Source organism: Isoptericola hypogeus (genome assembly GCF_039531145.1).
Classification (GTDB): domain Bacteria; phylum Actinomycetota; class Actinomycetes; order Actinomycetales; family Cellulomonadaceae; genus Isoptericola; species Isoptericola hypogeus.
The window spans coordinates 329,391-351,086 of sequence record NZ_BAAAPM010000003.1; the positions used below are offsets into that span (position 1 = coordinate 329,391).

At 72.5% G+C, this 21,696-nt stretch carries 13 protein-coding genes; 1 reads left to right on the plus strand and 12 read right to left on the minus strand.

What is annotated here, in order from left to right; translation table 11 throughout:
* Positions 1-92: 92 nt before the first annotated feature.
* The 9 genes from ABD254_RS03840 to ABD254_RS03880 all read right to left on the minus strand — a co-directional run bounded on the left by ABD254_RS03840 (position 93) and on the right by ABD254_RS03880 (position 16,186).
* Entirely contained in the window at positions 93-1,487 is a 1,395-nt protein-coding gene (locus ABD254_RS03840; protein ID WP_344245829.1) for an ABC transporter substrate-binding protein, read from the minus strand.
* A 13-nt stretch (positions 1,488-1,500) separates the two neighbouring features.
* Entirely contained in the window at positions 1,501-3,225 is a 1,725-nt protein-coding gene (locus ABD254_RS03845) for a glycoside hydrolase family 13 protein (protein ID WP_344245831.1), read from the minus strand.
* A gap of 156 nt (positions 3,226-3,381) precedes the next feature.
* Entirely contained in the window at positions 3,382-4,395 is a 1,014-nt protein-coding gene (locus ABD254_RS03850) for a LacI family DNA-binding transcriptional regulator (protein ID WP_344245833.1), read from the minus strand.
* A gap of 226 nt (positions 4,396-4,621) precedes the next feature.
* Entirely contained in the window at positions 4,622-10,132 is a 5,511-nt protein-coding gene (locus tag ABD254_RS03855) for an alpha-L-arabinofuranosidase C-terminal domain-containing protein (protein WP_344245835.1), read from the minus strand.
* 160 nt (positions 10,133-10,292) lie between these two features.
* Complete coding sequence (yjfF, locus tag ABD254_RS03860) at positions 10,293-11,327, minus strand: galactofuranose ABC transporter, permease protein YjfF (RefSeq protein ID WP_344245837.1); 1,035 nt, start codon at positions 11,325-11,327, stop codon at positions 10,293-10,295.
* Positions 11,327-12,400, minus strand: a complete 1,074-nt coding sequence (locus ABD254_RS03865; RefSeq protein ID WP_344245839.1) for an ABC transporter permease — start codon at positions 12,398-12,400, stop codon at positions 11,327-11,329. Before ABD254_RS03865 ends, yjfF begins: the two co-directional genes overlap by 1 nt.
* Positions 12,400-13,899 (minus strand): sugar ABC transporter ATP-binding protein, encoded by a 1,500-nt coding sequence (locus ABD254_RS03870; protein ID WP_344248484.1) that lies wholly within the window; start codon positions 13,897-13,899, stop codon positions 12,400-12,402. Before ABD254_RS03870 ends, ABD254_RS03865 begins: the two co-directional genes overlap by 1 nt.
* A gap of 193 nt (positions 13,900-14,092) precedes the next feature.
* Positions 14,093-15,097 carry an ABC transporter substrate-binding protein gene (locus ABD254_RS03875; RefSeq protein ID WP_344245841.1) on the minus strand — a complete coding sequence of 335 codons (1,005 nt, stop codon included), beginning with the start codon at positions 15,095-15,097 and terminating at the stop codon, positions 14,093-14,095.
* A gap of 138 nt (positions 15,098-15,235) precedes the next feature.
* A complete protein-coding gene (locus tag ABD254_RS03880; protein ID WP_344245843.1) occupies positions 15,236-16,186 on the minus strand; it encodes an SDR family NAD(P)-dependent oxidoreductase in 951 nt (316 codons plus the stop codon).
* Between the two features lie 111 nt (positions 16,187-16,297).
* Here ABD254_RS03880 and ABD254_RS03885 point away from each other — a divergent pair, with 111 nt between their 5' ends.
* The gene (locus ABD254_RS03885; RefSeq protein WP_344245845.1) at positions 16,298-16,900 is read left to right on the plus strand and encodes a TetR/AcrR family transcriptional regulator; all 603 of its coding nucleotides are present in this window, start codon (positions 16,298-16,300) and stop codon (positions 16,898-16,900) included.
* Positions 16,901-16,963: 63 nt separating this feature from the next.
* On the opposite strand, the gene araA is transcribed toward ABD254_RS03885, so the two are convergent.
* The 3 genes from araA to ABD254_RS03900 form a co-directional block, all read right to left on the minus strand.
* Positions 16,964-18,475: an L-arabinose isomerase gene (gene araA / locus ABD254_RS03890; RefSeq protein ID WP_344245847.1), complete on the minus strand. Its 1,512-nt coding sequence runs from the start codon at positions 18,473-18,475 to the stop codon at positions 16,964-16,966.
* 94 nt (positions 18,476-18,569) lie between these two features.
* Positions 18,570-19,268, minus strand: a complete 699-nt coding sequence (locus tag ABD254_RS03895; protein WP_344245849.1) for an L-ribulose-5-phosphate 4-epimerase — start codon at positions 19,266-19,268, stop codon at positions 18,570-18,572.
* A gap of 22 nt (positions 19,269-19,290) precedes the next feature.
* Positions 19,291-20,934, minus strand: a complete 1,644-nt coding sequence (locus ABD254_RS03900; protein WP_344245851.1) for a xylulokinase — start codon at positions 20,932-20,934, stop codon at positions 19,291-19,293.
* Positions 20,935-21,696: the final 762 nt, after the last annotated feature.

The following is a 21,696-nucleotide window of genomic DNA, read 5'->3' on the forward strand; positions in this document are numbered from 1 at the left end:
GTGCGGCGGTCCCCGGCGGCGGCACCTGCGCCGCCGCCGGGGATCGGTGGACCGGTGGGCCGGGCCGCGAACGGCGGCCCGGCCGGTGCGGCTCAGCCCTGGTCGAGCAGGGCCTGGGCCTGGGAGTTCGCGTCCGAGAGCAGGGCGTCGATGTCCGCGTTCTCGTCGGTCAGCACCGCCTGGACGACCGGGTCGAGCAGCGCGTAGACCTCCTGGGTCTTCTGCGACGGCTCCCCGACGAGCGGGAGCTCGAACATCGCGTCGGTGAACGCCGTCATCTGGTCCATGGGGACGTTGATGTACTCCGCGATCCACTCCTGGTTCTCCTGGTACTGCTCCTCGGAGAACATCGGCAGGACGGGCGTGCCCACGGGCTGCTCGTTGGCAGCGAGGGTCTTCGCGTCGGCGACCGCACGGTCCTCGTCGACCAGCTTGCTGAGGTAGAAGAAGTCGATCCACTGGACGGCGGCGTCCTTCACCGCGTCGTCGGCGTTGGCCGGCACCCCGGCGAGGGTGCCGCCGGCGAGGGTCGCCGCCTCGGGCGAGTCGTCGAGCGGGATCGGCGCGAGACCGTACATCTTCGGGTCGACGGCGTTGGTCTGCACCAGCGAGGTGTAGATGTCCGAGCCGGAGGTGAACATGCCCACCTGTCCCGCCGCGAACTCCTGGTTGATCGTGCCCCAGTCGAGCAGGAAGTTGCCGCCCATGGAGTTGTCGTCCCAGCGCAGGCTGCGGAGGAACTCGAGGGTCTCCTTCGTGCCCGCGTTGTCGAGGGTGGCCGTGGCCTTCTGCTCGGCGTCGACCTCGACGGTGCGTCCGCCGCGCGACGCGGTCTGCGCCGTCAGCTGCCAGCCGCCGGTGTTGTTCTGCGTCATCGTGGCGTAGCCGGCGACGCCCGGGTTGGCGTCGGCGATCTGCTTCGCGTACTCGCGGACCTCGTCCCACGTGGTGGGCGGCTGGTCGGGGTCGAGCCCTGCCGACTCGAAGAGCTGGCGGTTGTAGTGCAGCGCCACGGGGTACGCGTTCTTCGCCGGGATGGCGTAGACGTGCCCGTCCTCACCGGTGCCGGCCTCGAGGATCGTCGGGTTGAACTTGTCGGCGTACGCCAGCGACCTGAACTGGGCGTCCATGTCAGCGAGCTGGCCGTTCTCGACCAGGCCCTGCGCGTCGGTGAACGGGATCTCGAAGACGTCCGGCAGGGTGCCGCCGGCGAGCTGGGCGGCGAACGTCGTCGCCTTCCACTCGTACTCCTCGGGCTCGACGTCGATGTCCGGGTTGGCCGCCTCGAACTCGGCGACCTGGTCCTCGAAGGCCTTGATGGCCTCCTCCGTGGAGCCGGGCAGCAGGGAGACCACGCTGAGCGTGACCTTTCCCCCGGCGCTCGTGGCGGCGTCCTCGGGCTCCTCGCCGCCGGAACACGCGGCGACGGTGCCGAGCGCCGTCGCTCCGGCGAGCACGAGGGCGATCTTGCGGCGTGATGACTTCATCGTCACTCCTTGGTCAGGAACTGCTCGGGATGGGTCGGGCCGGTCGGGCGTGGTACCAGACCGCGGTGTCGGGGGGCAGAACGCCCTCCAGGGGCTCGGAAGGCGGCGCGCTGGTCAGCAGGATCTCGGCGCCGGCCGGCAGCGCGACCGCGTCGGCGCCGAGGTTGACGACGCACCCGACGGCGCGGCCGCCGTCGGGGCCGCCGCCGGGGCCGCCGTCGGGGCCGCCGCCGGAGGACCCGCGGACGAAGGCGAGGACGTCGTCGCCCGCGCCGGGCAGGTCGACCCACGCGAGCCCGTCGCCGTGCAGCGCCGGCTCCGCGCGGCGGACGGCGAGCATCCGGCGGTACAGGGCGAGCATCGAGCCCGGGTCGCCGTCCTGCGCCTCGACCGACAGGTCGCCCCAGCCGGCGGGCTGCGGGAGCCAGGGCGGGGCGCCGTCGTCGGGTCCGAAGCCGAACGACGCGCCCGAGCGCGCCCACGGCAGGGGCACGCGGCAGCCGTCGCGACCGGGGTCGACGCCGCCCGAACGGAAGTGCATCGGGTCCTGGATCGCACCCGGCGGCACGTCGGCCTCGGGCAGCCCGAGCTCGTCGCCCTGGTACAGGTACAGCGACCCGGGCAGGGCGCCGGTGAGCAGGGCCGCGGCCCGCGCGCGGCGCCGGCCGAGGTCGAGGTCGGTCGGCGTGCCGAACCTCTTGCGGGCGAACTCGAACGAGCTGTCCTGGCGGCCGTACCGGGTGACCGGGCGCGTGACGTCGTGGTTCGACAGCACCCAGGTGGGCGGCGCGCCCACCGGCGCGTGCGCCTCGAGCGTAGACCGGATCGCCTCGCGCAGCTCCTTGGCGTCCCAGGGGCGCGTCATGAAGTCGAAGTTGAAGGCGGTGTGCATCTCGTCGGGGCGCAGGTACTGCGCGAACCGCTCGGGGTCGGGCAGCCAGATCTCGCCGACGAGGACGCGCGGCTCGTCGTAGGCGTCCGCGACGGCGCGCCACGCCCGGTAGACGTCGTGCAGCCCGTCGCGGTCCAGGTGCGGGTGCTCCCCCGGCCCCCACGTGTCCGGGATCTCCGGCAGCGCCGGGTCCTTGACCGGCAGGGCCGCGGAGTCGATGCGGATGCCCGCCGCGCCGCGGTCGAACCAGAACCGCAGCACGTCCTCGTGCTCGCGGCGCACGTCCGGGTGGTCCCAGTTGAGGTCCGGCTGCTCGGGCGTGAACAGGTGCAGGTACCACTGGCCCGGCGTGCCGTCGGGGTTCGTCGTCCGGGTCCAGACCTCGCCCTGGAAGCTCGAGACCCAGCGCGTGGGCATCTCGTCGCCGTCCGGCCCCTTGCCGTCGGCGAACCAGAACCGGTCGCGCTCCGGCGAGCCCGGGGCGGCGGCGAGCGCCTCGCGGAACCAGCGGTGCTCGGACGACACATGGTTCGGCACGACGTCGACGATCGTGCGGATCCCGAGCTCCCGGGCCTCGGCGATGAGCGCCTCGGCCTCGGCGAGGGTGCCGAACGCGGGGTCGATCGCGCGGTAGTCGGCGACGTCGTAGCCGCCGTCCGCGAGCGGGGACGCGTACCAGGGGGTGAACCAGATCGCGTCGACCCCCAGGTCGCGGAGGTACGGCAGGTGCTGCCGGACACCGGCGAGGTCGCCCGTGCCGTCGCCGTTCCCGTCGGCGAACGACCGCGGGTAGACCTGATAGATCACCGCGCTGCGCCACCACTCGGCGTCTGGACCGTCGCTCACCGGTGAGCCTCCTTCGCATCGTCGTCGATGATCAGGACCGTAACGACACCACACCTGCGACGCAAGAACTCGACAGGACCGTTATCGAACTGCGACACAGCATGGGTTGGGCACGACGAAGGACCGGCCGAGGCGGCCGGTCCGGAAGGGGCGGCCTCAGGCGGACGCGGCCCGCGGCGCCGCCGCCGTCGAGCGGCGGACGACGAGCTCCGGCTCGAACAGCAGCTCGTCGCGCGAGACGGAGCCGCCGGCGATCATGTTCGCCAGCAGGTCGACGGCGGCGCGCCCCATCGCGTCGATGGGCTGGCGCACCGTGGTCAGCGCCGGGTCGGTGGAGTTCATCAGCGCGGAGTCGTCGTAACCGACGACCGACACGTCCCGCGGCACCTCGAGGCCGGCCCGGCGCACGGCCCGGATCGCGCCCAGCGCCAGCGGGTCGGAGGCGCACAGGATCGCCGTCACTCCGGCCTCGAGCAGGCGGTTCGTCGCCGCCTGCCCGCTCTCCAGCGAGTACTGGCTGTGCGCGACCTCCAGGGGCGCGAGCCCGTGCCGCTCGGAGAAGCCGCGGGCCGCGGCCAGCTTGCGCTCGCTCGGCACGTGGTCCTCGGGGCCCAGCAGCAGGCCGATCCGCTCGTGGCCCATCGACACCAGGTGCTCGAGCGCCTGTTGCGTGGCGACCAGGTCGTCGCAGGACACGTGCGGGAAGTCGAGGCTCTCGATCGACGCGTTGATGAGCACGACCGGCAGGTTCAGCGCCTCGAGGCGCTCGTAGTGGGCGTGGTCGGCGTCCCGCTCGGCGTAGAAGCCGCCGGCGAAGATGACGCCCGACACCTGCTGGCCCAGCAGTAGGTCGATGTACTCGGCCTCCGAGATCCCGCCCGCGGTCCGCGTGCACAGCACCGGCGTGAACCCCTGCTGCGCGAGCGCCCCGCCGACCACCTCGGCGAACGCCGGGAAGATCGGGTTGGCCAGCTCCGGCAGCACCAGGCCCACGAGCCGCGGCCGGTCGCCGCGCAGCTTGGTGGGCCGTTCGTAGCCGAGCACGTCGAGCGCCGTGAGCACCGCGTCGCGCGTCGCCGGCGACACCCCGGGCTTGCCGTTGAGCACCCGGCTGACCGTCGCCTCGCTCACGCCCACCTTGGCGGCCACGTCGGCCAGTCGTCTCGACATGGCTCGAGGGTACACCTCTTCACGCAAATGGCTTGCGCCACTTGCAGGCCCTTGCGGAGCAGGCAAACCGGCCGTTTCGTGGGCAACCCTGCCGCACACGCCGTCCCCGTGGACCGCTCGCGGGCCACCTTCCGCACCCCTTCCACCGCGTCCGAACACGGGGTTGGCGTCGCAATCCGGCCGGATTGCGACGCCAACCCCGTGTTCGGACGCGGTGGAAGGTGGGTCAGGTGGTCGGCGTCCAGGGCCCGTGCGGGTCGCCCGGTTCCTGGTTCCTGGTCCACCACCGCGCGGTGTACGTCCTCCCGTCGTGGGTGATGACGACGTCGCCGGCGACGAAGATCCGCGACGGCGTCCACACCACGGTGCCGTCGGCGGCCTCGGCGATCTCCTGCCACGGGCCCCACACCGACGCGCCGGGCGTCTGGTTCCTCGTCCACCAGGTCGCCTCCCACACCGCGCCGTCGTGCGACACCCGGTCGCCGGCGGTGTACGTGGCCTGCGTGTCCCAGGCCGCCGGCCCCGCCTCCGCCTCCGCCAGCCGGAGGAAGGTCACGGAGTGGGCCGGGAAGTCGTAGGTGAACTCGCTCGCTCCCCCGTCCCACGTGCGCTCGACCGGCACGACGTTGGTCGGGTCGGCCTTCGTGTTGGTCGCCGACGGGTCGGCCACCATCTCGGTGACGGCCACCCGGTCGTCGACGGCGAACCCGCCGGTCACCGCGACGTCGGTGCGCGCGGTCGTCGCGCCCGGGTTGACGACCTTGACGATGAGCTCGCCCGTGTCGTCTTCGTGCGTGACGACCTGGTACAGCGACTTCTCGGCGGGCTCCGTGTAGGTCAGCTGCAGCTCGCCGTCGAGGTACAGCTCGATCGTGCGACCCTCCACGACCACCTTCACGTGGTAGTCGCGACCGGTCTCGATCGCGTGCCCCTCGACCGCCTTCACCTCGTTCGCCGAGCCGCCCGACGCACGCTGCAGGACCGAGCGGGTGTTGTTCCACCCGCCGAGGTTCCACCAGTAGTAGTCGTTCGCGCCGCCGGCGGCGAAGCCGACGAGGAAGCCCTCGTTGCCGGAGACCTTCCGGGCGTCCAGCTCCAGCGTGTAGTCCGACCAGTCGACGTCGTAGGCGCCGGTGGGCACGCTCCGCGCGTCGGTGACCGTCCCGGACTGCACGTACTCTCCGCCGGTCACGGCCCACTCGCCGCCGACCGGCTCCCACTGCGACGCATCGCCCGAGAAGTCGTCCGAGAACAGCTCCTCGCCGGTCGCGTTGTCCGTGACCGTGACGTCGTCGTACGCCGCCCGGGTGGCCCAGGTGGACAGGAAGACGCCGCCGTCGAGCGTCCCGTTCCCCGCCGCCGGCGGGCCCGAGTGCGTGCTCGGCACCACCTGGTCGCCGACGTTGTTCATGAACAGTTGCTGGTTCCAGTAGTTCACCGAGCCCCAGACCTCGTCGTTGTCGAACCACATCATGTCCGGCGACCACTGCACGTAGTCCTCGTTGGCGAACATCGGCGCGTACGAGGCGAGCTCGACGAGGTCGGAGTTGCGCTCCAGCCCCGTCATGTACGCCGCCTCGGCGAGCGCGTTGCCGAACGTGTTGCCGCGCGACGCGTACTCGCCGAGGAAGACGTGCGGGCCCTCGCGGTCGTAGGAGTCGTACCGCTCGTCGTTCTGCAGGAACCACGACGGGTCGTTGTAGTAGTGCTCGTCGACCATGTCGACGCCCTGCTCGCGGTTGAACTCCCACAGCTCGTCGAACCGGGCGCCCGTGTCGTCGGGGCCGGAGTTGCTGATGATCTCCACGTCGGGCCAGGCCGCGGCGACGGCGTCGCGGAAGCGCGGGAAGTTCGCCTGGAACGTGTCGGTGTTCTCCTCGTTGCCGAGGCCGATGTACCTCAGGTCGAACGGCTCCGGGTGGCCGAGCTCGGCGCGCACGGCGCCCCACTCGGTGTCGACGCCGCCCTTGGCGAACTCGATGAGGTCCACGGTGTCCTGGACCCACCGGTCGATGCGCTCGTCGTCGGTCATCTCCGGGATGGTCGAGCCGCACCCGTTGGCCCCGACGGAGACGACGGGCAGCGGGGTGGCGCCCAGGTCCTCGGCCCACTTCAGGTACTCGAGGTACCCGATGCCGTACGACTGGTTGTAGCCCCAGAAGTTCCAGTTGGTGGGTCGCTCCTCGACCGGGCCGACGGTCTCCTTCCACTGGTACGTGCGCCGCCGGTCCTGGCCGTCGGACTCGAGGTACGTGTCGAACGTGCCGACGTTGGTCACGCAGCCGCCGGGGAACCGCAGGAACTTCGGGTCCAGCTCCTCGACCATCTCCGCGAGGTCCTTGCGCAGCACGCTCCTGCCGTTGACCGGCCCGACCCACGTGTCCTGCGGGAACAGGGACACCATGTCCAGGCGCAGCGTGCCCGCGGCGCCGGAGACGACCTCGAGACGGGCGTCGTTCGCGGTCCCCTCGACCGCCAGCGTCGTGGCGACCTTCGCCCACTCGTCCGAGCCGTCGACCGCGACGGTCCCGGTCGCGTACGTCGTCGCGCCGTCGGCCGAGACCACCCGGACGGTGAGGTCCTGCGCCACGGGGGTGCGGGCCCACAGCGAGACGTCGTAGCTCTCGCCACCCTTGACGGCCACGCCCTCGTTGTACGAGGAGTTCGCGACGCCGGTCGACCCGTCCGAGTCGACCGTGAGGTAGTAGCGGTTCGAGTCGTTCAGCCACTCGCCCCGCTCGTTCTCGACGGCGATGTCGCCCCCACCCACCTGCGACCAGCCCGTGAGGCCGGTGAACGAGCCGTTGTCCGAGGAGTTGAACTCGAACGACCGGTTGCGCACGAGCTCGGCGTACAGGCCGCCGTCGGCCGCGTAGTTGATGTCCTCGTAGAACGCGCCGTACAGGTCGTCGCTCATGTCGGTGCGCTCGGCGTCGGCGTCGATCGTCAGCTCGTGCTCGGTCACCTCGACCGGCACGACGACGAGCCGTGCGGCCTCGGCCGCGTCGCCCACGACGAGCGCGCCGTCCGTGCGCTCGACCAGCGCCTCGTCGCGCTGTCCTGAGCCTGTCGAAGGGCCGACCAGCACCGCGACCTTGCCGCCGCCCACGTCGCGCAGCCGCACGACGGCGGGCTCGCCGCCCGCCGCGCTCACGGTGAGCCGGTCGCCGTCGGCGACGAGCGGGTCGCCGTCCGGCGTCGCCAGCGTGATCCCGCCGCGGTGCACTGAGCCCGTCGAAGTGTCGACCTCCGTCGCGACCAGGCTGGTCGTGGCGAACGGCCGCTCGGTGACGAGCGCCAGCCCGCCGTCGCGGTGTGCTGAGCCTGTCGAAGTGTCCACCAGGTACCGCCCGTCCGCGCCCTGCAGCGTGAACTCGCCACCCGGCACGACGTCGGCGCCCTCCGGCTCCACGAGCGCGAAGTAGTCGAACACCACCTCGTGGCTGGGCGCGCTGCCCGCCGCGAGCGCGTACAGGCCGACCTGCGTGGTCTCGGGGTCGAGCGTCGTGGTCGCGACCTGCGTCCACTCCACGTCGTCCCACACGGACACGGTCAGCTCGTCGCCGGCGCGCTGCAGGCGCAAGGTCTCCCCCGTCGAGCCGGCCCGCGGCGCGAACGTGGACGAGTAGACGGCCCCCGTCTCCGTGCCGGTCTCGATGCCCACGGGCGGGTCGCCGAAGACCGACGCGTGCGTCAGGCCGGCGCGCACGTAGTTGTCCGCGTCCTGCCAGGCGATGATCCCGGCGCCCTGGAAGTCGGCGGCCGGCGTGGCCGACAGCGACGTCTGGGCGGTGAAGTCCCCGGCCGGCACGTCGACGAGGAACACGTTCTCGTGCGTGTTGTCGCCCTGGTAGGTGTCGCCGGGCTGCGACTGCAGCGTCAGCGCGCCGCCGCCGAGCGACCACGCGGACGCCTCCTCGCGGTCGATGCCCCACCGCGCGTCGAGGTCGTCGCCGTCGAACTGGTCGACCCACGCGCCGTCGGGCAGCGGGGCGGCCGTCGGCTCGGCCACCGTGACCGTCGCGGTCGCGGTGCCGTGCGCCGACGTCGCGGTGATCGTCGCGGTGCCGGCGGCCACGCCCGTGACGGTGCCCTCGGCGTCGACCGTGGCGACGGACTCGTCATCGGACGACCACGCGACGGACCGGTCCGCGGCGTCGACAGGGGTCACCGTGGCCTCGAGCGTCGCGCTGGCGCCGGGCACGAGGCGCACCTCGGTGCGGTCCAGCGTGACGCCCTCGTCGAGCAGCTCGGGCTGGTAGGTCTCCAGCAGCGCCCGGTACTCCTCGGCCGTCACGGGCAGGACGGTGCCGTGCCGCGGGCTCTCGGGGAGCTCGGCGTCCGGGACGGCGGTCCAGTCGGCCGACGCGAGGTCGTCCGTCTCGAAGAGCATGTAGCCCTGGCCGCCGTGGTACGACGGCTGGTCCTGCAGCAGGTACCAGGTGTCGCCCGAGTTGGAGCGGAAGACCGACGGGCCCTCGCCACCGGAGAAGGTGCCGCCCCACGGGTTGGGCTGCCCGAAGCCGATGCGCTCGGCGATCAGGTCCCAGCCGTCGCCCTCGGTGACGCCCTGGGTGCGGCGCAGGTCGGTCGACGACTCCTGCCGCATCCCCATGTACGACTCGTCCTTGGTGAGGCGGTAGTAGGTGTCGCCCTGGCGCGCCACGGTGGAGTCGATCATGCCGAGGCCGTCGCCCTGCGGCTCGTCGATCCACACCTGCGGGTCGGAGAAGGTCACGAAGTCGCGCGTCGTGGCGTACATCATCCGCTGGTAGGAGTCGGCGATGTCCCGGTCCTCGGGCGCGACGTCCTCCGGGTACAGGGCGGACGCCCAGTACACGACGTACTCGCCGCCGGCCTCGTCCCAGTACGCCTCGGGCGCCCAGAGGTTGCCCGCGTTCTCGGGAGCCAGCTCGATCTCGCGCTGGTCGGACCAGTGCACGAGGTCGGTGGACTCCCAGACCATGATCTTCCGCGAGCCGGTCTCCTGGGCGTCGCCGAAGTTCCCGCCCCCGTAGATCTGCAGGTCGGTCGCGATGAGGAAGAACCGGTCGCCCTCGGGCGAGCGGATGACGAACGGGTCGCGCAGACCCTCGGTGCCCAGGCTCGAGGAGAGCACGGACTCGCCGTCGTTGAGGGAGACCCACCGCTCGGCGTCGTTGCCCTCGCTGGCGGCGAAGTAGATCTCCTCGCCGTCGTCCGTCGACTCCCCGACGAAGTGCGGGAAGAAGTAGCCGGCGTACTCCTGCTCGGCCGGCGCGGGCTGCACGGTCGCGGCGTACCTGCGCGTGGCCTGCGCGCCGTCCAGGCTCGCGGTGACGGTGAGGTCGACGGCGACCGGGTCGGCCCCGTGCGCGGGGCGCGTCACCTCGCCGGTCGGGGCGATCACGGCGGGGTCGCTCGAGGTCCACGCGAGCGCCGACCCGCCGGCGCCGGTGGCCGGCAGCGTGACGTTCCCGCGCACGTCGTCCAGGTGCGGGACGACGACGCCCGCCGCGTCGGCCGCGACGGCCTCGGCCGGCGTGGCGGCGGGTACCGCCGCGAGGGCAGGCGCGGGGGCGGCCGAGCCGGCGGCGCGGTCGGGAAGCGCCGCGGCGGCCGGGATGCCGGCGAGGGCGACGAGCGCGACGGCGAGCAGCAGGGCGACGGCGCCGCGGGCGTGCCGGCCGGCCGGCCGTCGGGCCGGCGGTGCGGACGGTGCGGACGGTGCCGGTGGCGTGGTGCGGTGACGGTCCATGACTCGCTCTCTCGTCGTCGAGAAGTCGGGAGGGCCAAACATGTGAGCGCTCACATAGTGCGGTGGTCGAGCGCCCGGTCTCGGTGCGTGCCGGCGACGTCGGGGTGGGGCGGCCGCGACGCCGGCGACGCGGCCGCCCTGGGTGGTGAGGTCCGGTGCGTCAGGTGCGCCGGACGGCGAGCACGCGCTGCAGGACCACGAAGACCAGCAGCAGCCCGCCGATCACGATCTTGGTCCACCAGGAGCTCAGGGTGCCCTCGAACGTGATGACCGTCTGGATCAGACCGAGCACGAGCGCGCCCAGCACGGAGCCGAGCACGAAGCCCGTGCCCCCGGTGAGGATGGTGCCGCCGATGACGACGGCCGCGATGGCGTCGAGCTCCATCGCCACCCCGGTCAGCGAGTACCCCGAGCGGGAGTACATCGCGAACAGCAGCCCGCCCAGGCCGGCGCAGGTGCCGCTGATGACGTAGACGAGCACCTTGGTGCGGGTCACGGGCAGGCCCATGAGCCGCGCCGAGGCCTCCCCGCCGCCGATGGCGTACACGGTGCGGCCGAACTGGGTGTAGTGCAGCAGGTAGAACGCGACGGCGACCACGACGAGCGCGATCACGACGCTGGACGTCACCCGCCACTGCCCGGCGATCCACGTGTCCCAGCCGGCGAGGGCGACGAAGCCCTCGTCGGTGATCGGGATGGACTCCGGGGCGATGAGGAAGCACAGGCCGCGGGCGAAGAACATCCCGGCGAGCGTCGCGATGAACGGCTGCACCTCGAAGACGTGCACCATCGTGCCGATCAGGAGCCCGATCAGCGACCCGATGAGCACCACGAGCGGGATGACCACCGCCGACGGCACCCCCGCGTTCAGCAGGTACGCGGCCGTCACCCCCGACAGCGCCAGCACGGCGCCGACCGACAGGTCGATCCCGCCCGTGAGGATGACGAACGTCATGCCCACGGCGAGCACGATGAGGAACGAGTTGTTGATGAACAGGTTCGCCAGCACGCCCACGGACAGGAAGTTGTCGTAGCGCACCCCGCCGACCACCAGGATCAGCGCGAGGACCACGAGCGTCCCGACCACCGGCAGGTAGCGCCGGTCGAGCCGCAGCCGCCGGCCGACCGCGGGCACCCGCGCACCGCCGCCGCGTCCGGAGGCCCGGGCCGCGCCCTTCGGGGTCGTCGTCGTCATCACGCCACCACCTTCGAACGGGCGGCGGACCGCCGTGACCTCTCGGCGAGCCTGCGCCGCACCACGGGCGACTGCACCAGCGTCACCGCGGCGACCACCAGCGCCTTGAACAGGGGCGTCACCAGCGGGGAGATCCCCAGGTTGGTGACGGTGAGGGTCAGCGTCGCGATGATCAGGACGCCGACGAACGTCCCCGACAGCGAGAACTTGCCGCCGGCCAGCGAGGTGCCGCCGATCACGACGGCGAGGATGGCGTCGAGCTCGATGAACAGCCCGGCGTTGTTCGCGTCGGCCGCCATGACGTTCGACGCCAGGATGAGCCCCGCCAGCCCGGAGAACAGCCCGCACAGCGCGAAGACGGTCCACACGATGGTGCGCGCCTGGACGCCTGCCAGCCGGCTCGCCGACGGGTTGATGCCCACCGACTCGACCAGCATGCCCAGCGCGGTGCGCCGGGTGAGGGCGGCCACGAGGGCGAACACGCCGAACGCGACCAGCGTGGCCACGGGCAGCCCGAGCCAGAACCCGGCGCCGAGCGTCTTGAACGGGGCGCTGGTCACCGTGGTGATCTGCCCCTGGGTGATGAGCATCGCGATGCCGCGGCCCGCGGTCATGAGGATGAGGGTCGCGATGATCGGCTGGATCCCCACCACCGAGACGAGGAACCCGTTCCAGGTGCCGAGCACGAGGCTCAGCGCCAGCGCGATCCCCATCGCCGTCAGCGCGGTGGTCACCGAGCCCGGGTCCGGGGAGCGGGCGATGTACGTCAGCGCGACCGCGCCGGCGATGGCCACGACCGCGCCCACGGACAGGTCGATGCCGCGGGTCGCGATCACCAGCGTCATGCCGAGCGCCACGAGCATCAGCGGCGCGCAGTTGCGCAGGATGTCGATCGGCGAGCCGAAGAGGTGCCCGTCGAGGACGGAGACCGCCAGGAAGTCGGGCCGGAAGGCGGTGTTGACGGCCAGCAGCGCGACCAGCGCGAACAGGGGCCAGAACAGGCGGTGCCGCACCATCTCGCCGAACCACCCGGAGGCGGTCACGGTCGAGGGCGCCGGGCTGGTGGCGGACATCAGCGGTCCCCTCCGCTCGCGATGAGCTCGACGACGTCGTCGATGCCGAAGTCCGAGGTGTTGGTCAGCTCGCCGACCTTCTCGCGGTCGCGCATGACGGCGACCCGGTGGCTGAGGCGCAGCACCTCCTCCAGCTCGGCTGAGATGAAGACCACGGCCATCCCCCGCCCGGCGAGGTCGGCGACGAGGCGCTGGATCTCGGCCTTCGCGCCGACGTCGATGCCGCGGGTCGGCTCGTCCAGGAGCAGCAGCTCGGGCGCGGTGGCGAGCCACCGGGCGAGCAGCACCTTCTGCTGGTTGCCGCCCGACAGGTTGCGCAGCAGGGCGTCGGGGTTGGCCGGACGGATGTTCAGCGCCTTCACGTACCGGTCCACGATCTCGTCGACCTGCCTGCCGGGCAGCCGGCGCAGCCAGCCGCGCTCCGCCTGCATGCCGAGGACGATGTTCTCCCGCACCGTGAGGTCGCCGACGACGCCCTCGGCCTTGCGGTCCTCGGACGAGAAGGCGATCTTGTGCGCGATCGCGCCACGCGGCGTGCGCCACCGGGCCGGCGCGCCCTTGACCTCGACCGTGCCCGAGTCGGCGCGGTCGGCTCCGGCCAGCAGGCGCGCGAGCTCGGTGCGCCCGGACCCGAGCAGGCCGGCGAGGCCCACCACCTCGCCCGGGAACACGTCGAGGTCGAACGGCTGCACGCCGCCGCGGCGCCCGAGCCCGACGGCTCGGACGAACGGCACCTGGCCCTGGGCCGCGTCCACGGTGTGCTCGGTGCGCACCTGCAGGTCGTCGAGCACCTCCATCGTGCGGCCGATCATCCGCGAGACCAGCTCGGCCCGAGTGATCTCCGCCGTGAGGTACTCGCCGACGCGGGCGCCGTTGCGCAGCACCGTCATGCGGTCGGAGATCTCGTAGACCTGCTCGATGAAGTGCGAGACGAACAGGATCGCGACGTCGCGCTCCCGCAGCTGCCGGACCACGGTGAAGAGCCGCGCCACCTCGTCCGCGTCGAGGCTCGAGGTGGGCTCGTCGAGGATGAGCACCTTGGCGTCGACGACCATGGCCCGGCTGATCGCGACGAGCTGCTGCACCGCGATGGAGTGCGAGCCGAGCGACGAGGCCGGGTCGATGTCGAGGCCCATGGTGGCCAGGTGCTCCGCGGCCTGGCGGCGCGTGCGGCGCCAGTCGATCGCACCGAGCCGTCGCGGCTCGTTGCCGAGCATGATGTTCTCCGCGACGGTGAGGTTCTCGCAGAGGTTGACCTCCTGGTAGACCGTCGCGACGCCGGCGGCCTGCGCCTCGCCCGGGCCGGAGAACAGCCTGGCCTCGCCCCCGACGCGGATCTCGCCCGCGTCGATGCCGTAGACGCCCGTGAGCGCCTTGATCAGCGTGGACTTCCCGGCGCCGTTCTCGCCCATGAGGGCGTGCACCTCGCCCGGGAAGAGCCGCAGGTCGACGCCGTCGAGCGCCTTGACGCCCGGGAACTCGATCGAGATGCCGGACATCTCGACGACCGGACGCGCCGCGTCGGGGAGGCCGCCGCCCGGGGAGGCGCCCGGCGGGCTGCCCGGCGCGCCGGCGGGAGTGCTCGTCATCGTTGACCTTCCGTGGAACGCGGTGGGCGCGGCACGTGCTCGCCGCGCCCACCGCGGGTCTCGGTGGACGGCCGCCCCTCGCGTGGAGGGCCGGCGGGAACCGTCAGTACTGACGGTCGGGCAGCGCCTCCTTGGCGGCTTCCTGGTCGAAGGCCTGGTCCTCGACCACGATGCGCTTCTGGACCTCCTCGCCGGCGATGACCTTCTTGGCGATCTCCGCGAGGTCCGGGCCGAGCAGGGGGTTGCACTCGACGATGAAGTTGATCTTGCCGTCGGCCAGGGCCTGCATGCCGTCCTTGACCGCGTCGACCGTGATGATCTTGATGTCCTCGCCGGGCACCTTGCCCGCGGCCTCGATCGCCTCGATCGCGCCCAGGCCCATGTCGTCGTTGTGGGCGAAGACGAGGTCGATGTCGTCGTACTTCTGCAGGAAGCCCTCCATCACCTGCTTGCCCTCGGTCCGGGTGAAGTTGCCCGTCTGGGAGTCGATGATCTCGATGTCGCTGCCCGCGATCGCGTCGGCGAAGCCCTGCTGCCGGTCGATCATCGGGGCGGCGCCGGTGGTGCCCTGCAGCTCGACGGCCTTGTAGCCCTCGCCGTCGTACTGCTCGACGGCCCACTCGCCGGCCGTCTGGCCCTCGAGGACGAAGTCCGAGCCGATGAAGGACTCGTACAGGGTGTCGTCCTCGCTGTCGACGGCGCGGTCGGTGAGGATCACGGGGATGCCCGCGGCCTTCGCCTCCTCGAGCACGGCGTCCCAGCCGGTCTCCACGACCGGCGAGAACGCGATCACGTCGACCTGCTGCTGGATGTACGACCGGATCGCCTGGATCTGGTTCTCCTGCTTCTGCTGCGCGTCGGAGAACTTGAGGTCGAACCCGTTCTCCGCGGTCAGGGTGTCCTGGATGGACTTCGTGTTGGCGGCCCGCCAGCCGGACTCGGCGCCGACCTGCGAGAAGCCGAGCGTGATCGTGTCCGTGCTCGAGCCGGCGCTCTCGCCCTCGCCGCCCTCGCCCTGGGGCGCCTGCTCGCTGCTGCACGCGACGAGCGCGGTCGCCGTGAGGGCCGCGAGGACCGCCGCCCCGGCGCGTCGGAAGTTCCTGCTCATGTTCTCCTCCTCGAGACGCCGGCCGACCGGTCGATCCCGGTCCGTGGGTCGACGTCGACCCTCCGGCAGAGCTTGCGTTGTGAGCGCTAACATAGCGCGGGCCCGGTTCAGGGGACAGGGAATGCCCGGCCCTCGGGATCACGATTCCGTAACACCGTCGCCGAGGGCAAGGGGTCCGCTCCACGAGGTCGCCGGCGCACGGCCCCCGGCTCGCGCGTCGAGCCCGACCAGCGCCGCACTCTCCTCCCACAGCCGCCGCGCCACGTCGTCGCGGCGGGCGAGGACAGACGGCTCCTTCCACACGACACGCCCTCCGCGCAGGGCCGCATAGCTCTCGCAGGGCGGGGGCCGGAGGCCGCCGAGGGCGATCCCGGCCAGCGCCGCGCCCGCGTCGGCCCGCCGTCCCGCCCCGGGCTTCAGCGCGCGCAGCGGCCCGCCGAGGAGCCGCCAGCCGGCCCGGAGCGGCAGCGGCATGTCCCGCACGAGCCCGGTGCCGGGGATCTGACCGGGGCAGAACGCGACGGCCGCGATCCCCCGTTCCAGCGCGACCGGCGAGGACGCGAGGGCGCGGGCCGTCAGCACGACGCACAGCTTGGACGCCGTGTACGCCCGGCGTCCCGCGGTGCCCGGTCGCTCCCGGACGTCGCGCTCCGGGTGGGCGAGCAGCCGGGCGTCGGCGTGCCGCGGCACGGGGAGCCCGGCACGCTCCGCCGGGTCGTGCGTGCCGCTCGTCGTGAGGACGACGACGCCACCGGGGGCCAGCCGGCCCACCAGGAGCCGCAGCAGCAGGTAGTGCGCCAGGTGGTTCACGGCGAACGTCGTCTCGAAGCCGTCCGGCGTCCGGCCGTCGGCGTCCGGACGCAGCAGCCCGGCATTGAGCACGAGCGCGTCGATCCGCGCCCCCGCGAGGCGCTCGGTCACCGCGACCGCGAACGCGCGCACGTCGTCCAGGCGGGCGAGGTCGAGCGGCACCCCGCCGGCCCCGTCCGGCACCGGCGAGCCCCGGGTGCCGAGCAGCAGGCGCGTGCCCGGCTCGGCGAGCAGGCGCCGCGCGGCGACGAGCCCGAACCCGGACGTCCCTCCGGTCATCACGACGTTGCGCACCCTCGTCACCCCACCCGCGAGACCCGCGACCCGTCCCGCGTCGCGGGGATATTTCGCTACCCGAGTTTCGATACTGGCGTATCGTATGCTGCCACCATGGTGCGGACAGGTCAAGGGCCGGGGCGGCCGCGGGACTCCGAGATCGACGAGGCGGTCCTCGGCGCGGCGCGGGAGCTGCTCGCCGAGGTCGGCTACGCCGCCGTCACCATGGACGCCGCCGCGGCCCGCGCCGGCACGTCGAAGGCGGCGATCTACCGCCGGTACCGCTCCAAGGCGGAGCTCCTCTTCGCGGCGGCCGTGCACTCCCCCGCCCCGGCGCCGACGGCGGACACCGGGTCCCTGGCCGGCGACCTTGCGGCCCTCGCCCGTCGCGTGCTCTCCGACATGACCACGCCCGCGGCTCGGGAGGTCGCGCCGCAGGTCGTCGCGGAGGTCGCCCGGTCCCCCGAGGCCGCCCGCCGGCTGCGCGACGTGTTCGTCTCCGGCGAGCGCGCGGAGGTGGACGCCGTCCTCGACCGCGCCACCGGCCGCGGCGAGCTGCCGACGCGGCCCGACGTCGCGACGGTGCACCGGGTCCTCGGCGGCGCGCTGTTCTTCAGCGTCTTCGTGATCGGCGAGGAACCCGACGAGGCCGCCCTGGCCGACGTCGTCGACCTGCTCGTCGCCGGGCTCACGACGAGATCGACCCTCCCGTCGTGAGGTCGACCCTCAGTGGGTCGACCTCGCGACGGGAAGGTCGATCTCGCGTCCAGCGGTCTGGGGTCAGAGCCCCTGCGCGAGGCGGTAGTACACCTGGTTCCAGCGCACCTGGTCGGCGAAGCCGCGGCGCGTGGTCGACTCGTCGATGACGAGCAGCTCGGTGCGCGCGATGTCGGCGAACACCTCGAACGCCTCGACGCCGGCCGCCGTCGACATCACCGTGTGGTGCGCGCCGCCGGCGGTCAGCCAAGCCTCGGCCGACGTGGTGAAGTCCGGGCGGGGCTTCCACACCGCGCGGGCCACCGGCAGGTTCGGCAGGTCCTGGGTCGGCGGGACGACGTCGACCACGTTCGCCGTGAGGCGGAACCGGTCGCGCATGTCGGCCAGCGACACCACGACGGCGCCCTCGGTCGTGTCCGCGTCGAACACCATGCGGACCGGGTCCTCCTTGCCGCCGATGCCGAGCGGGTGGATCTCCACGCGCGGCTTCGACGTCGTCAGGGACGGGCAGACCTCGAGCATGTGCGCGCCGAGGATGAGCTCGGAGCCCGGCGTGAGGTCGTAGGTGTAGTCCTCCATGAGGGACGCGCCGCCGGGCAGCCCCTCGCCCATGACCTTCGCGGCGCGCACCAGCACGGCCGTCTTCCAGTCGCCCTCGGCGCCGAAGCCGTAGCCCTTGCCCATGAGGCGCTGCACGGCGATGCCGGGGAGCTGGCGCAGGGCGCCCAGGTCCTCGAAGTTGGTCGTGAAGGCCTTGGCGCCGCGCTCGACCAGGAACGCCTCCATGGCGATCTCCTGGCGCGCCGCATAGCGCAGCGACTCGTGGCGCTCGCCGCCCCGGCGGAGCTCGGCGACGACGTCGTAGAGCTCCTCGTACTCCGCGACGAGCGCGTCCACGGCCGGGTCGTCCACCGCGTCGACGGCCGCGACCAGGTCGTTCACGCCCCACGTGTTGACGGAGACGCCGAAGCGCAGCTCGGCCTCGGTCTTGTCGCCCTCGGTGACGGCGACGTTGCGCATGTTGTCGCCGAAGCGGACGAGCTTCAGCTCGTGCGTGGCGGCCCAGCCGGCGGCGCCGCGCACCCAGGTGCCCACGCGGCGGGTCACGGCGGGGTTCGACGCGTGCCCGACGACGGTGGTCCGCGCGACGCCCAGGCGCGTGGCCAGGTAGGCGTACTCGCGGTCGCCGTGCGCGGCCTGGTTGAGGTTCATGAAGTCGAAGTCGATGTCCGCCCAGGGCAGCTCGACGTTCGCCTGCGTGTGCAGGTGCAGCAGCGGCTTGCGCAGCGCGTCCAGGCCGCCGATCCACATCTTGGCCGGGCTGAAGGTGTGCATCCAGGTGATGACGCCGAGCACGTTGTCGTCCGCGTTGGCGTCGAGCATGGCGCGGCGGATCGAGTCCGCGTCCTTGAGGACGGGCTTCCAGACGACGTTCGCCGGCACGTCGGACGACGCGTCGAGCGCGCGGGCGACCTCGCGGGACTGCTCGGCGACCTGGCGCAGGGTCTCCTCGCCGTACAGGTCCTGGCTACCGGTGAAGAACCAGACCTCGCGGTCGGCGTACGGCTTGGACATGGGGGTGTCTCCTTCGGTGGTTGAGTCTGTCGAAACCCGGTCCGGTGGTTGAGCCTTCGTGGTCTCGACAGGCTCGACCGACGAGGCCGGCGCGTCAGCGCTGCCCGTAGACGTTCTGGTAGCGCTCGTAGAGCGCGTCGACGTGCTCCTGGGCGATGGGCAGCGGCTCGCCGAGCTGGCGAGAGACGTGCACCGCGCGCGCGACCTCCTCGCACAGCACCGCGGCCTTCACGGCGGACCTCGCGTCCGTGCCGATGGTGAACGGCCCGTGGTTGCGCATGAGCACGGCCTTGGACCGCGACCCGCGCAGCGTCTCGACGATGCCGCGGCCGATCGAGTCGTCGCCGATGATCGCGAACGGCCCCACGGGGACCGGGCCGCCGAACTCGTCGGCCATCATCGTCAGCACGCAGGGGATCTCCTCGCCCCGCGCGGCCCACGCCGTCGCGTAGGTGGAGTGCGTGTGCACGACGCCGCCCACCTCGGGCATGTGCCGGTACACGTAGGCGTGCGCGGCCGTGTCGGACGAGGGCGACCGGTCGCCCTCCACGAGGGTGCCGTCCAGGTGGCACACGACCATCGCGTCCGGGGTGATGTCGTCGTAGGAGACGCCGGACGGCTTGATGACCAGCAGGTCCTCCCCGTCCGGGTTGACCACGCGCTCGGAGACGTTGCCCGCCGTCCAGACGACGAGCTCCCAGCGCGGCAGCTCGGCGTGCAGGGCGGCGACGCGCTCCTTGGCGGCGTCGACGGCCGCGCGCAGCGCGGCGGGGACCTCGGTGAGGGTGCTCATGATGCTTGCTCCAGTGCTCGGCTCAGAGGGCTTCGACGGCGGCGCGCTCGATCGCGAGGCCGGCGGTGTACCGCTCGAGGTAGGCGGCGAAGCCCGCCACGTCGTCGGCGTCGGGCTCGGCGACGTCGAGGTCGACGCCGGCGAACACGCGCTCGGTCAGGTATCGGTCCAGGGTCGGCGCGTCACCCTCGCCGGCGTCGGCGGTGGCCCGGGCGAAGGCGGCCAGCACGGCGATGCCCCACGCGCCGCCCTCGGACGCCGTCGTGCCGACGGCCACGGGCGCGTCGACGGCGCCGGCCAGCAGGCGCTGCGCCACCCCGGCGGTGCGGAACACGCCGCCGTGCGCGAACATCGCGTCGATGCCGACGCCCTCGCCGGCCAGGACGCGCATGCCGAGCGCGAGGGTGCCGAACGCGCCGTAGATCTGCGTGCGCATGAAGTCGGCGAGCGTCAGGCGGCTGCCCGGCGTGCGCACGATCAGCGGCCGCCCCTCGTCGAGGCCGGTGATCGGCTCGCCGGCGAGGTAGTTGTAGGCCAGCAGACCACCTCCGTCCGGGGCGCCGTCGAGCGCCGCGGTGAAGAGCGCGCCGAAGACGGCGTCTGCCGTGCTCGGGTGCCCGAGCGCCGCGGCGAACTCGCCGAAGAGCCCGGCCCAGGCGTCGAGCTCGCTCGCGCCGTTGTTGCAGTGCACCATCGCCACGAGGTCGCCCGCCGGCGTGGTCACCAGGTCGAGCTCGTGGTGCACGCTCGACAGCGGCTTCTCCAGCACCACCATCGCGAAGATCGACGTGCCCGCGCTGATGTTGCCCGTGCGGGGTGCGACGGAGTTCGTGGCCACCATCCCCGTGCCGGCGTCGCCCTCGGGCGGGCACAGCAGGACGCCGGGGCGCAGGCCGCCGGCCGGGTCGAGGAGCGCGGCGCCCTCGGCCGTGAGCCGGCCCGCGTCGGCGCCCGCGGGGAGCACCTCGGGCAGGAGGCCCTCGACGTGCAGGCCCGGTCGCTTCGCGGCGGCCAGATGGCGGAACTGCTCCAGCATGCGCTGGTCGTAGTCCCGCGTGGCCGGGTCGACCGGGAACATGCCGGAGGCGTCGCCGACGCCGAGCACGTGCCGGCCCGTCAGCGCGCGGTGCACGTAGCCGGCGAGCGTGGTGAACGACGCGACCCGGGGCACGTGCGGCTCGTCGTCGAGGATCGCCTGGTACAGGTGCGCGATCGACCAGCGCAACGGGATGTTGTACCCGAACAGTTCGGACAGCTCGGCGGCGGCCCGGCCCGTGCTCGTGTTGCGCCAGGTCCGGAACGGCACGAGCAGCTCGCCGGCCGCGTCGAACGCGAGGTAGCCGTGCATCATGGCCGACACGCCGAGCGCGCCGAACGTCGTGGGTCGCACGCCGTAGCGCCGCTCGACGTCGCCCACGAGCGCCGCGTAGGCGCCCTGCAGCCCGGTGTGCACGGCGTCGAGCGAGTAGGTCCACACCCCGTCCGCGAGCTCGTTCTCCCACGCGTGCGCGCCGCTCGCCAGGACCGTGTGGTCCGGTCCGACGAGGCACGCCTTGATGTTCGTGGAGCCGAGCTCGATGCCGAGCGTCGTGCGGCCCGCGCTGATCGCGGCTTGGACACCTGCCACGTCGGCGGCGTCTCCTCGGGGCTCGCCCTGCTGCGCCATCGCTGCTCCGTCCTCGTCCGCCGCGTGCCGCGGTCGTCCGTCCCTGCGTGCTGTCAGTGCCTGCATGATGTTAGCGCTCACATGCAGCGGCACCAACCTCCGAGGTCACGCGACCCCGCGGCAACACCCCCTCGCAACGTAGCCCGTCCGTCGACCTTGTCGAGACGCCGTCGGTCGAGCTTGTCGAGACGCCGTCGGTCGAGCTTGTCGAGACGCCGTCGGTCGAGCTTGTCGAGACGCCGTCGGTCGAGCTTGTCGAGACGCCGTCGGTCGAGCTTGTCGAGACCACGGTTGCGCCCGAGGGGTGGTCGGGTTCCTCCGCGCGGTCGCGTTCACGCGCCCCAGGGGGCGCTCCACTTCGGGAAAGATACGACCGCGCGGAGGAACCCGACCACCCCTCTCGTGCATCACCTCGCCGTCGCACGTGGCGAGGCGAGCACCACCCAACTCTCGTGCATCACCTCGCCGTCGCACGTGGCGAGGCGAGCACCACCCAACTCTCGTGCATCAGCTCACCGTCGCACGTGGCGCGGCGAGCACCACCCAACTCTCGTGCATCAGCTCACCGTCGCACGTGGCGCGGCGAGCACCACCCAACTCTCGTGCATCACCTCACCGTCGCACGTGGCGAGGCGATGGCCACCACCCTCTCGCACCCCACCTCACCGTTGCGCGGGGACGAGGAGAGCAGGCCCTCTCTGGGTGCACCACCTCGCCATCGCACATGGCAAGGCGGGCTCGACCGATGGCTGCCTGCGTGCC

Bases quoted from the DNA above. Each gene is read 5' to 3' on its own strand.
- ABD254_RS03895 (WP_344245849.1), bottom strand. From the start codon at position 19,268: ATGAGCACCCTCACCGAGGTCCCCGCCGCGCTGCGCGCGGCCGTCGAC.
- ABD254_RS03870 (WP_344248484.1), bottom strand. From the start codon at position 13,899: ATGTCCGGCATCTCGATCGAGTTCCCGGGCGTCAAGGCGCTCGACGGC.
- ABD254_RS03865 (WP_344245839.1), bottom strand. From the start codon at position 12,400: ATGTCCGCCACCAGCCCGGCGCCCTCGACCGTGACCGCCTCCGGGTGG.
- ABD254_RS03880 (WP_344245843.1), bottom strand. From the start codon at position 16,186: ATGACCGGAGGGACGTCCGGGTTCGGGCTCGTCGCCGCGCGGCGCCTG.
- araA (WP_344245847.1), bottom strand. From the start codon at position 18,475: ATGTCCAAGCCGTACGCCGACCGCGAGGTCTGGTTCTTCACCGGTAGC.
- ABD254_RS03850 (WP_344245833.1), bottom strand. From the start codon at position 4,395: ATGTCGAGACGACTGGCCGACGTGGCCGCCAAGGTGGGCGTGAGCGAG.
- ABD254_RS03840 (WP_344245829.1), bottom strand. From the start codon at position 1,487: ATGAAGTCATCACGCCGCAAGATCGCCCTCGTGCTCGCCGGAGCGACG.
- ABD254_RS03875 (WP_344245841.1), bottom strand. From the start codon at position 15,097: ATGAGCAGGAACTTCCGACGCGCCGGGGCGGCGGTCCTCGCGGCCCTC.
- ABD254_RS03855 (WP_344245835.1), bottom strand. From the start codon at position 10,132: ATGGACCGTCACCGCACCACGCCACCGGCACCGTCCGCACCGTCCGCA.
- yjfF (WP_344245837.1), bottom strand. From the start codon at position 11,327: ATGACGACGACGACCCCGAAGGGCGCGGCCCGGGCCTCCGGACGCGGC.
- ABD254_RS03885 (WP_344245845.1), top strand. From the start codon at position 16,298: ATGGTGCGGACAGGTCAAGGGCCGGGGCGGCCGCGGGACTCCGAGATC.
- ABD254_RS03900 (WP_344245851.1), bottom strand. From the start codon at position 20,934: ATGGCGCAGCAGGGCGAGCCCCGAGGAGACGCCGCCGACGTGGCAGGT.